The following is a 12,132-nucleotide window of genomic DNA, read 5'->3' as shown; positions in this document are numbered from 1 at the left end:
CTGGTGGAATTTCTGTTTTATTACGCCTGAAATTGAAAAACGCAGGAGGAAACAATGAGCAAAGTACCATCTTTAATTGAAGAACTTGCTACGCCGATTGTCGAAGAGTTAAATCTTGAGTTGGTGGATGTTGAGTTTGTGAAAGAAGGACGTAACTGGTTTTTACGTGTTTATGTAGATACACCCGAGGGTGGAATTGACATTGGCCAATGTGCTCAAGTTAGTGAACGACTATGTTTACTGTTGGATGAAAAAGATCCTATTACACAAAATTATTATTTAGAGGTATCTTCACCAGGTGCAGAACGTCCATTAAAAAAAGATACTGATTTTAAAAAAGCCGTTGGCAAGTATATTTATGTGAAGACTTATGAGCCTATTAAGGACATGAAGGAATTCCAAGGCTACTTAACATCTTATGATGAACATACATTAGTGATGGAAGTACCCGTTAAAACCCGAAAAATTACAGTAACCATTGAACAAGAAAAAATCGCTTTGGCACGACTTGCCATCGATTTTTCAGCATAATGCATATTTAGGAGTGAAAATAAAATGAGTAGTGATTTGTTAGATGCGCTAACGGCGCTGGAAGAACAAAAAGGAATTTCAAGAGATGTGTTAATTGAAGCAATTGAGGCTGCATTAGTAACAGCTTACAAGCGTAACTTTAACCAAGCTCAGAATGTTCGTGTAGACTTAAATTTAGACAAAGGCTCAATTCGTGTGTTTTCACGTAAAGATGTTGTTGAAGAAGTTGACGATGACCGTTTACAAATTGCAATAGAAGATGCAAAGGCTATCAACCCTGCTTATCAATTAGAAGATATTGTTGAACAAGAAGTAACACCTCGTAATTTTGGACGTATTGCTGCACAAACAGCGAAGCAAGTTGTTACACAACGTGTTCGTGAAGCAGAACGCGGTTTAATTTATGAGCAATACGTAGATCGAGAAGATGATATCGTAACAGGCGTTGTAGAACGTTTAGATGCACGTAACATTTACGTAGGTCTTGGTAAAGTAGAAGCTGCATTACCTCAAAACGAACAAATTCAAGGTGAAACGTACAACCCACATGATCGTATTAAAGTTTATATTACAAAAGTTGAACGTACGACGCGTGGACCACAAGTAATCGTTTCACGTACACACCCAGGCTTATTACGTCGTCTATTTGAAATGGAAGTGCCTGAGATTTATGAGGGCATTGTCGAAATCAAATCTATTGCTCGTGAAGCAGGGGATCGCTCTAAAATTTCCGTCCATGCACATAACGAAGAAGTGGATCCTGTAGGCTCATGTGTTGGTGCCAAAGGTGCGCGTGTACAAACAATTGTCAATGAACTTAACGGCGAGAAAATCGATATCGTTGAATGGTCAGAAGATCCTGTTGTATTTGTAGCAAATGCACTAAGCCCTTCAAAAGTATTAGATGTGCAAGTAAATGAAGAAGAAAAATCAACAACTGTTGTAGTGCCAGATTACCAATTATCGTTAGCAATAGGTAAACGTGGTCAAAATGCTCGTTTAGCTGCAAAATTAACTGGCTGGAAAATTGATATTAAAAGTGAAACAGATGCACGTGAGTTAGGTATTTATCCATCTGCAACAAGCACATTCGTACCTGCTGAAGATAGCGACTACGAAGAAGCTGCAGTTGACTTATATCAAGACGACGAAGAATAAGTAAGAAAGCCCGTGTGACTGGTCACCTGGCTTTATTCAGTGGGCGTTCCCAGGCCGACTGAATAAAGCCAGAAGCTGAGGCAAAGGTTCAGGATTTTGAGATGCGTGATTGTACTCCACAATGGGCAAATCACAAAATGCCACCTTGCTGTATTGGTTATGGCTAGTCCACCTCTTACGAAGCTTCAGAGAGGAAAGGTGATTCTTATGGCGATTAGTAAAAAAGTACCACTTCGAAAATGCGTAGCTACTGGAGAAATGCTACCAAAAAAAGCAATGATTCGTGTTGTTCGCTCGAAAGAGGGCGAGGTAAGCGTTGATGTTTCAGGGAAAAAACCTGGTCGTGGCGCCTATGTTTCCAAGTCTGAGCAGGCTGTTGACATCGCGCGTAAGAAAAATGTATTAGGGCATCAGCTTGAAGCAAAAATTCCTGAAGAGATTTACGAAGAGCTTTTAATGCTCATTCGTCGGGAGGCTATTTTATGACCAATCAAGCAGTGTTTAATTTGCTTGGTATAGCGGCTAGAGCCCGTAAAGTTATTTCAGGTGAAGAGTTAGTAGTAAAGGAAGTTCGCAATGGTAATGCTAAGCTAGTATTACTCGCAAACGATGCTTCTAAAAACTCTAATAAAAAAATTCAAGATAAATGCACTTATTACAACGTTGAGTATCATGTAATTGGCGATCGTTATGATCTAGGACATGCTACAGGTAAGGAGGCCCGAGTGGCTTTAGCTATTACCGATAAAGGTTTTGCAAGTAAATTGTCTAGTCTACTCAACGAAAAATAATCGGGGGTGAGCAGATGACCAAAATCAGAGTTCATGAATATGCCAAACAAGTGAATAAATCGAGTAAAGAGGTTATTGAAGCGCTAAGTAAATTAAATGTGAGTGTAACAAATCATATGTCTATGTTGGAGAACGATACAGTGGTGAAGTTAAACCAATCATTTAAAGCACCAACAGATAAAAGAGACGCAAAACAACCTACTCAAAATGTAACACAACGATCTCAAGCGAATGGACAACAAAAACCACAGCAATCGGTGAAAAAGCAAGATGGACAAAAGCAGCAGTCTGCTACTTCTAAGCCGAAAGCGAATAATTACAATCAACAAACGCAACAAAACTCAAATTCGTCTAACGAAAAATCTAAGAATACAAAAGGTAATCAAAATCGAAATATGACACAAAATAATAATAATAACAATAATAATAATAATCGTAGAGGCGGCGGTGGATACAACCAACGTCCAAAACCAGGAATTCACGGCGGTAAACGCCGTCATCCAAAAACGCATCAACCATCAATTCCAATGAAACAAAAAGAATTACCAGAAAAAATTACATTTGTAGAATCACTTTCTGTAGCTGAATTAGCAAAAAAATTATACCGTGAGCCATCTGAAATCATTAAAAAATTATTTATGCTTGGTGTAATGGCTACAATTAACCAAGAATTAGATAAGGATGCAATCGAGTTAATTTGCGCAGACTACGGTGTAGAAGTTGAAGAAGAAATTCGTGTAGATATTACGGATTTAGAAACGCACTTCGAACAAACAGAGGAAGCAAATGAAGCTGAATTATCAGAACGTCCTCCTGTAGTAACTATTATGGGTCACGTTGACCATGGTAAAACAACGTTACTTGACTCAATCCGTCATACAAAAGTAACTGCTGGAGAAGCAGGTGGTATTACACAACATATCGGTGCATACCAAGTAACTGAAGGCGACAAAAAGATTACTTTCCTTGATACACCTGGGCATGCTGCCTTCACAACAATGCGTGCGCGCGGTGCGAAAGTAACAGACTTAACAATTTTAGTAGTAGCGGCTGATGATGGTGTAATGCCTCAAACAGTTGAAGCAATTAACCATGCTAAAGCAGCAGAAGTGCCAATTATTGTTGCTGTTAACAAAATGGATAAACCATCAGCAAACCCTGATCGTGTAATGCAAGAATTAACTGAGCATGCACTTGTACCTGAGGCTTGGGGTGGCGATACAATTTTCGTCCCTATTTCAGCATTAAAAGGTGAAGGTATTGACACATTGTTAGAAATGGTATTACTTGTTGCTGAAGTTGGAGAGTTAAAAGCAAATCCAGATCGTTTAGCACTTGGTACTGTAATCGAAGCACAACTTGATAAAGGTCGTGGTTCTGTTGCAACACTATTAGTGCAAGATGGTACGTTAAAAGTTGGAGACCCTATCGTAGTTGGTCACGCTTATGGTCGCGTACGTGCAATGGTCAACGATAAAGGTCGTCGCGTGAAAGAAGCTGGCCCATCAACGCCAGTTGAAATTACAGGATTAAACGATGTGCCACAAGCTGGTGACCGCTTCGTTGTATTCGAAGATGAAAAAACAGCTCGTCAAGTTGGGGAAACACGTGCAATGACAGCTATTCAAGCACAACGTTCTGAAAAACAACGTGTAACGCTTGATAACTTATTCGAACAAATGAGCCAAGGCGAAATGAAAGAGTTAAACTTAATCGTTAAAGCTGACGTTCAAGGTACTGTAGAAGCGATGGCTGCTTCACTTATGAAGATTGATGTTGAAGGCGTAAATGTGAAAATTATTCATACAGGCGCTGGCGCAATTACAGAATCAGATATTTCTCTTGCAGCAGCATCGAATGCAATCGTTATCGGTTTCAACGTACGACCTGATATTAACGCTAAACGTGCAGCGGAAGAAGAAGGCGTAGATATTCGTCTACACCGTGTTATTTATAAAGTAATCGAAGAAATCGAGCAAGCGATGAAAGGTATGCTAGACCCAGAATTTGAAGAAAAAATTATTGGTCAAGCGGAAGTTCGTCAAACAATTAAAGTATCAAAAGTGGGTACAATTGCTGGTTCTTATGTTACAGAAGGTAAAGTAACACGTGACTCAGGCGTTCGTGTCATCCGTGATAACGTCGTGATTTTTGAAGGCGAATTAGATACATTAAAACGTTTCAAAGACGAAGTAAAAGAAGTTGCAAGAGGATACGAATGTGGTATTACAATTACAAACTTCAATGACATTAAAGAAGGCGACATTATTGAAGCCTACATTATGGAAGAAGTTAAACGTGCATAATGATTGTATACGTTGAGGTAGAATTCATTATTCAAACTGCCCATTCGTTAAAGGAAAAGCGCGCTGTTTTACAGCGTATGATTACTCGCACAAAACAAAAGTTTAATGTTTCCATTGCAGAAATTGACCACCAAAATGTATGGCAACGTACGAAATTAGCGCTAGTTGCTGTTTCTTCCTCGAAAGAAGCAGCGGAGCGTGAAATCAATCATGCATTACATTATTTAGAGTCAAATCCTTCATGGGAACAGCTTAATGTGTGGCGAGACTATTTATAAGCAGTAAAAATATTTGCGAATGCAGGATGTCTGTGGAGCGTATCAACAAACGCTAACAGCACCTTTAGCGCAAATATTTGAACATCGAAATTGAGGTGACTAATTATGTCTCTACGCTCAAACCGTGTTGCTGAGCAAATGAAAAAAGAGCTTGGTGATATTATTGGCCGTAAAATTAAAGATCCGCGTGTTGGCTTCGTTACTGTTACTGGTGTAGATGTAACTGGTGATTTACAACAAGCGACGATTTATATTACATCTTTAGGCAATGAACGCGAACGTGAGGAAACGTTAAAAGCTTTAGTAAAAGCTGCTGGCTTTATCCGTTCAGAAATTGGTTCTCGTATCCGTTTACGTCGAACACCAGAGTTAATCTTTGAATTCGATTCATCGATTGAATACGGTAACCGTATTGATTCATTGTTACGTGGTTTACACAAAGAATAAGCAAATCAGTAAAAGTCTGCCACATGCATTTTCATGCAGGCAGACTTTTTTTATGCAATTTTGTTTAAGGGGGATTTTTATGAACGGTATTTTACCGCTTTGGAAAGAACGTGGCATGACAAGTCATGATTGCGTATTTAAATTACGAAAAATATTGCGTACAAAAAAAGTTGGCCATACGGGCACATTAGATCCAGGAGTGGAAGGTGTTCTTCCAATTTGTATCGGACAGGCAACCCGCATCGCAGAATATTTAACAGATGCAGGGAAGACTTATGAGGCAGTAATTTCAATTGGGCGAACAACGACAACTGAAGATGCCGAAGGAGAAACAGTTGCAGAAGATAACACAATTAAGTCGTTTACACGTGCAGAAATACTCGATGTATTAGCGTCTTTAACTGGTATCATTAATCAAACACCACCGATGTTTTCAGCTGTCAAAGTAAATGGTAAACGTTTATATGAATATGCACGTAAAGGTGAGACTGTTGAAAGACCAACAAGACAGGTAACAATTTATGCTTTAGAGTTACTAGACGATCAGGAAGTATACGAAGGGCAGGACATTACGTTCCCTGTAAGGATTTCATGTAGCAAAGGGACATATATTCGTACACTTGCTGTGCAAATTGGTGAAGCACTTGGTTATCCTGCACATATGCAAGCACTTGTTCGAACAGCGTCAGGTACTTTTACGCAAGACAATTGCTTTACACTAGCACAAGTTGCCGAATTAATGGAAACTGAACAAATTAATACATGTATTCTACCTGTAGAATATGCCTTATCTGACTATCCATATATTGAAATAACTTCCGCTAATGAAAAAGAAATTTTCAATGGACAAGTGCTTCCAGCAGATGCATTATTAAAGGTGCATGATAAAATTGTGTTTGGAATCAAAGGGAAAGCATTTGCGGTTTATCAAGCCCATCCGACTAAGGAAGGGTACATGAAACCACATAAAATGTTTCCGACGATAGAGTAGGAGGATTTTTTGTATGGAGGTTATTCATTTAAAATACCCACACCAATTACAGCAACGAGAAAGCATACCGCCTTACTCATTGGCTATTGGCTTTTTTGATGGTGTACATATTGGACATCAGGCGGTTATTGATGCGGCCAAGCAAGAGGCGGAAAAGCGACAAATCTCAACTGCCGTTATGACATTTGATCCGCATCCATCTTTAGTGCTAGGCGGACGAAATGAAAAAGTATTTTATATTACATTATTACAGCAGAAATTGCAGTTGTTTGAAGAACAAGGTGTAGATACTGTATTTGTTGTACATTTCACATCGGACTTTGCAAAGCTGTCACCTGCTGCTTTTATTGATACATTTATTCGAGGATTAAACATTCAACACGTTACAGCTGGCTTTGATTTTTCATTTGGTGCATTTGGAAAAGGCACAATGGAAGATATGCGCGCATTAAGTAATGGGGAGTATGGTGTAACAGTTGTCGATAAGAAAACCGATGCGACTGAGAAAATTAGCTCCACGCGTATTCGTAAGTTATTGCAAGAAGGGGATATGGAGGCAGCAAGAATGCTTCTAGGGCGACCTTTTGACATCAAAGGAATAGTCGTGCATGGTGATAAACGTGGACGTACAATAGGCTTCCCTACCGCTAATGTGCAAGCATTAGAAGGTACTTATATTCCAGCAAGTGGTGTGTATGCTGTTCGATTACTTGTACAAAATAATTGGTATGATGGTGTATGTAATGTAGGCTATAAACCAACATTTAAAGATCCTAATGACAAGCAACTGTCTATTGAAGTTCATATTTTAAACTTCGATAAAAATATTTATGGCGAAGAAGTACATGTTGCTTGGTATAAACGTATTCGAAGTGAGCGTAAATTTGATGGCATCGAAGCGTTAAAAACACAAATAGAAAAAGACAAGCAAGAGGCTATTCACTTTTTTAACGTAATAGAATAGACGTTGCCATGTTTGGCAGGACTACGTTATTACTTGCTTGCCCCTTTATTTTATGGTAACATTCATAAGTGCATAAAGTGCTTAACCTTAGCTCGGTATACCGAAGACTCCAACGTTTACTGTGCTAATGGGGATTAAACAATTATTTAGGAGGTCAATACAAATGGCTATTACAAAAGAACGTAAAAACGAAATTATCGCTGAGTACCGTACTCACGAAAGTGACACTGGTTCTCCAGAAGTACAAGTTGCAGTTTTAACAGCTGAAATCAACGCTTTAAACACTCACTTACGTACACACAAAAAAGATTTCCACTCTGAGCGTGGTCTTCTTAAAATGGTAGGTCGTCGTCGTCACTTACTTAAATATCTACGTGAAACTGACGTTCAACGTTACCGTGAACTAATCAATCGTTTAGGCTTACGTCGCTAATTGACAATCGAAAAGCGGGATTATTCCCGCTTTTTCTTTATGTTTATAAAACTTTTAAGCTATTTAAAGTATTCATTTAGTTTGGTACTTCCAAATGGAAAGCGCATGACGAAGTGCAAATGAAACGAAACATCGTGTAGATGTTGGCAACTATTATCATGAATAGAAAAAATTAGCCAAATATAATACAAATATAAGCACAAAAGCAAGCTAAAACGCCATTAAAACCAAATTAAGAAATAAATCCTAAATAAATTGGCAATAACTGAATTTAAATGTATGATTATTTCATGAAATATTTAGCATAGAACAAGCATTTTTGGTACACTTACTATTAGTACATACAGACGAGTAAGTGTTTTTATAATAGAGAGGGGTTCATTGAATGAACGAAAAGAAAGTCTATTCCTACGAATGGGCTGGCCGTCCACTTGTAATTGAAGTAGGACAGTTAGCAAAACAAGCAAATGGAGCAGCATTAGTACGCTATGGTGATACTTCTGTACTTGCAACAGCAACAATGTCAAAATCACCAAAACCACTAGATTTCTTCCCATTAACAGTAAACTACGAAGAACGTTTATATGCAGCGGGTAAAATTCCTGGCGGCTTTATTAAACGTGAAGGACGTCCATCGGAAAAAGCGATTTTAGCAAGCCGCTTAATTGACCGTCCAATTCGCCCAATGTTCCCAGATGGTTTCCGTAATGAAGTACAAGTAATTTCAATGGTTATGTCTAATGATCCTGATTGCACGTCTGAAATGGCAGCTATGGTCGGTTCATCATTAGCATTAGCAATTTCTGATATTCCATTCGGTGGCCCAATTGCTGGTGTACAAGTTGGATATATTGACGGTGAATTCATCGTGAACCCAACAGTTGAGCAGTCTAAAATTTCAACAGTTCATTTATCTGTCGCTGGAAACAAAGATGCTATTAACATGGTTGAAGCAGGCGCTTTAGAAGTACCAGAAGAAGTAATGTTAGAAGCTATTATGTTCGGTCATGAAGAAATTAAAAAAATTATTGCTTTCCAAGAGCAAATTATTGCTGAAGTAGGGAAAGAAAAAATACCTGTAACATTGTTTGAAATTGATGAAGCGATTCAAGCTGATATTAAAGCAGCGTGTGAAACGGAAATGCATGATGCGATTCAAACTGCTGAAAAACATGCACGTGATGAAGCTATCAAAGCAGTGAAAGACCGTATTATCGCTTCTTATGAAGAACAAGAAGCTGATGACACAACAATGAAACAAGTGCATACAATTTTAGATAAAATGGTGAAAGACGAAGTTCGTCGCCAAATTACAGAAGATAAAATCCGTCCAGATGGTCGTAAACTCGATGAAATTCGCCCACTTTCTTCAGAAACAGGTCTATTACAACGTACGCATGGTTCGGCATTATTTACACGTGGACAAACTCAAGCACTGTCAATTTGTACTTTAGGTGCACTTGGCGATGTACAAATTATCGACGGTTTAGGTGTAGAAGAATCTAAACGCTTTATGCATCACTACAATTTCCCTCAATTCTCTGTAGGGGAAACTGGTCCAATTCGTGGTCCAGGTCGTCGTGAAATCGGTCACGGTGCTTTAGGTGAGCGTGCACTCGAAGCAGTAATTCCTGATGAATCTGTATTCCCATATACAATTCGTTGTGTATCAGAAGTACTTGAATCAAACGGCTCAACTTCACAAGCTTCAATCTGTGCTTCTACTTTAGCTATGATGGATGCTGGTGTTCCGTTAAAAGCACCTGTTGCTGGTATTGCAATGGGACTTATTAAAAAAGGTGAGCATTACTCAATTTTAACGGATATCCAAGGTATGGAAGATCATCTTGGTGATATGGACTTTAAAGTAGCTGGTACAGCTAAAGGTGTTACAGCACTTCAAATGGATATTAAAATTGACGGTTTATCTCGCAATATTTTAGAAGAAGCATTAACTCAAGCAAAAATTGGACGTATGCATATTTTAGAATCTATGCTTGCAACACTTGCACAACCACGTGAGAAACTATCTGCTTATGCACCGAAAATCGTAATTGTGCGTATTAATCCAGATAAAATCCGCGATGTCATTGGACCAGGTGGTAAGCAAATTAACAAAATTATTGAAGAAACAGGCGTAAAAATTGATACAGAGCAAGATGGTACAATTTATATTTCTTCAGCAGACGAAGAAATGAACGCACGTGCAAAACAAATTATTGAAGATATCGTACGTGAAGCAAAAGTAGGTGAATACTACTTATCAACTGTTAAACGTATCGAGAAATTCGGTGCTTTCTGTGAAATCTTCCCAGGTAAAGATGGCTTATTACACATTTCTGAAATTCAAGAAGAGCGTACTAAGCAAGTAGAAGATGTATTAAAGCTAGGCGATCAATTACTTGTGAAAGTAATTGAAATCGACAAGCAAGGTCGTGTAAACTTATCTCGTAAAGTAGTTATTCAAGAGGAAAAAGAACGCGCAGAACAAGGTAAATAATTTTATAAATTAAAGGCTGCGTATGATGCGCAGCCTTTTTCAAATAAAACGGTTAAAAAGGAGGAAATTATTTGGTACAAGTACATACATGTCAAAACGGTGTGCGTATTGTGTCCGAGCAAATTGATCATGTAAGATCTGTTGCGCTGGGCATATTTGTCAATGCGGGTTCTCGCTATGAACTTCCAGAAGAGAATGGGATTACACACTTTATCGAACATATGCTTTTTAAAGGGACAAAAACGCGAACTGCTCGCCAAATAGCAGAAGAATTTGATCGTATTGGTGGGGAGCTAAATGCCTTTACTTCAAAGGAAAATACATGCTATTATGCAAAAGTTTTAGATCATCATGCGGAGCTTGCCATAACAATTCTTGCTGATATGTTCTTTCATTCGACTTTTACGGAAGAAGAATTGGAGAAAGAGCGTCAAGTAGTACTAGAGGAAATATTCATGAGTGAAGATGCTCCTGATGATGATGTGCATGAAAAGCTTTGGGAAGTAATGTATCCAAATGATGCACTAGGCCGTCCAATTTTAGGGACTGCTGCTACATTAAAAACATTTACTGCAGATGTGATTCGACAGTATATGGCTAAACATTATGGGCCAGAGTCGATTGTCATTTCCGTGGCTGGCAATATTTCACCGTCACTATTAACGACAATTGAAAACTTATTTGGACAATATGAGGCTTCACCGCATGCTGTGGTACCTGTCTTGACAAATCCACAGTTCCAACCAGGAGAAATTATGAAAACGCGTGATACGGAACAGGCTCATTTAGCGATTTCCTATCCTGCAATTGGGGTCAAAGATCCAGATATGTATAGTTTTATTGCCTTAAATAATATTATAGGTGGTAACATGAGCTCCCGTCTGTTCCAAGAAGTACGTGAAGAGCGTGGCTTAGCTTATACAATTTTCTCCTATCAATCATGCTATGCAGACGTTGGGGCATTTACGATTTATGGCAGTGCAAGTCGCCAACAACTAGCGCAATTGCAGCATACAATTGATGCTACATTGCTAGATATTGTAGCGGGAGGCGTGACTGAGGAAGAGTTAGATAATGCTAAGGAACAGCTAAAAGGAAGCTTTGTGCTTGGTCTTGAAGGAACGGGTGCGCGTATGAATCGGAATGGGACAAGTGAATTAGTTCATCGACGCCATCGTACAGTAGATGAAGTATTGGCGTCAATTGATGCTGTTACGATGGATTCAATAGATCGACTCATTGCCAAAATTTTAAAAGCAGAGCCGGCAATTGCTATAATCGGACCTGAAGCTTAAAAGAGTCTAAAGAGCGGTCACAAAAAATTCATATTTTATTACGAGGCATCTAACGTTCAATCGTTGGATGCCTCGTTTTAGTTTGGCGTCCTCAAATTGATTAGATAATCTGACTTGCGTGTTAAATGTTGAAGTGAAAATAACCTATCTCGCCTTTCATAAAGAGTGGCTAAAACGTATAGCATTAAACTATTTCAGTTGATTTCAGCTACGTGTGGTCGCTTTGCACGGGCACAGAATCAACTAATTATTGAGATGAAAATAAACCTATTTAGCGACAAAGTGCCTGGCACTCAAACAATTATGGAGGGTGTCCAAAAAGCTAGGTATAATTTCCAATTGGAAATTATATTATCAATTAGGCGTTGATATTATCAATGAAGTCTGATATTATAAACGATATTGAATATCATTATCAATTAGTAGGGAGATAGAAAA

Annotated in this window: 12 protein-coding genes; all 12 read left to right on the top strand. The window is 38.6% G+C overall.

The window, feature by feature from the left end:
- Positions 1 to 54 precede the first annotated feature (54 nt).
- The 12 genes from rimP (at position 55) to JNUCC52_RS08215 (ending at position 11,694) form a co-directional block, all read left to right on the top strand.
- Positions 55 to 531 carry a ribosome maturation factor RimP gene (gene rimP / locus JNUCC52_RS08270; RefSeq protein ID WP_173477727.1) on the top strand — a complete coding sequence of 159 codons (477 nt, stop codon included), beginning with the start codon at positions 55 to 57 and terminating at the stop codon, positions 529 to 531.
- Positions 532 to 555: 24 nt separating this feature from the next.
- Entirely contained in the window at positions 556 to 1,689 is a 1,134-nt protein-coding gene (gene nusA / locus JNUCC52_RS08265) for a transcription termination factor NusA (RefSeq protein ID WP_173477726.1), read from the top strand.
- Positions 1,690 to 1,896: 207 nt separating this feature from the next.
- The gene (rnpM, locus tag JNUCC52_RS08260) at positions 1,897 to 2,175 is read left to right on the top strand and encodes an RNase P modulator RnpM (protein ID WP_173477725.1); all 279 of its coding nucleotides are present in this window, start codon (positions 1,897 to 1,899) and stop codon (positions 2,173 to 2,175) included.
- Complete coding sequence (locus JNUCC52_RS08255) at positions 2,172 to 2,480, top strand: YlxQ family RNA-binding protein (protein WP_173477724.1); 309 nt, start codon at positions 2,172 to 2,174, stop codon at positions 2,478 to 2,480. Before rnpM ends, JNUCC52_RS08255 begins: the two co-directional genes overlap by 4 nt.
- A gap of 14 nt (positions 2,481 to 2,494) precedes the next feature.
- A complete protein-coding gene (infB, locus tag JNUCC52_RS08250; RefSeq protein WP_173477723.1) occupies positions 2,495 to 4,786 on the top strand; it encodes a translation initiation factor IF-2 in 2,292 nt (763 codons plus the stop codon).
- Positions 4,786 to 5,064, top strand: coding sequence for a DUF503 domain-containing protein (locus JNUCC52_RS08245; RefSeq protein ID WP_173477722.1), 279 nt, complete (start codon positions 4,786 to 4,788; stop codon positions 5,062 to 5,064). Before infB ends, JNUCC52_RS08245 begins: the two co-directional genes overlap by 1 nt.
- A 105-nt stretch (positions 5,065 to 5,169) precedes the next feature.
- Positions 5,170 to 5,511, top strand: a complete 342-nt coding sequence (rbfA, locus tag JNUCC52_RS08240; protein WP_024361990.1) for a 30S ribosome-binding factor RbfA — start codon at positions 5,170 to 5,172, stop codon at positions 5,509 to 5,511.
- A gap of 79 nt (positions 5,512 to 5,590) precedes the next feature.
- On the top strand, positions 5,591 to 6,502 hold the full coding sequence (gene truB, locus JNUCC52_RS08235; RefSeq protein WP_337981901.1) for a tRNA pseudouridine(55) synthase TruB: 912 nt from the start codon (positions 5,591 to 5,593) through the stop codon (positions 6,500 to 6,502).
- Between the two features lie 13 nt (positions 6,503 to 6,515).
- Positions 6,516 to 7,466 (top strand): riboflavin biosynthesis protein RibF, encoded by a 951-nt coding sequence (gene ribF, locus JNUCC52_RS08230; protein ID WP_173477720.1) that lies wholly within the window; start codon positions 6,516 to 6,518, stop codon positions 7,464 to 7,466.
- A 163-nt stretch (positions 7,467 to 7,629) separates the two neighbouring features.
- Complete coding sequence (gene rpsO / locus JNUCC52_RS08225) at positions 7,630 to 7,899, top strand: 30S ribosomal protein S15 (protein ID WP_008178982.1); 270 nt, start codon at positions 7,630 to 7,632, stop codon at positions 7,897 to 7,899.
- A 385-nt stretch (positions 7,900 to 8,284) separates the two neighbouring features.
- On the top strand, positions 8,285 to 10,399 hold the full coding sequence (gene pnp, locus JNUCC52_RS08220; protein WP_173477719.1) for a polyribonucleotide nucleotidyltransferase: 2,115 nt from the start codon (positions 8,285 to 8,287) through the stop codon (positions 10,397 to 10,399).
- 71 nt (positions 10,400 to 10,470) lie between these two features.
- A complete protein-coding gene (locus JNUCC52_RS08215) occupies positions 10,471 to 11,694 on the top strand; it encodes a M16 family metallopeptidase (RefSeq protein WP_173477718.1) in 1,224 nt (407 codons plus the stop codon).
- Positions 11,695 to 12,132 lie beyond the last annotated feature (438 nt).

The organism is Lysinibacillus sp. JNUCC-52, from assembly GCF_015999545.1.
Taxonomy (GTDB): Bacteria; Bacillota; Bacilli; order Bacillales_A; family Planococcaceae; genus Lysinibacillus.
Note: the sequence above shows the minus strand (reverse complement) of the source record. Positions and strands in the feature narration are given on the sequence as shown.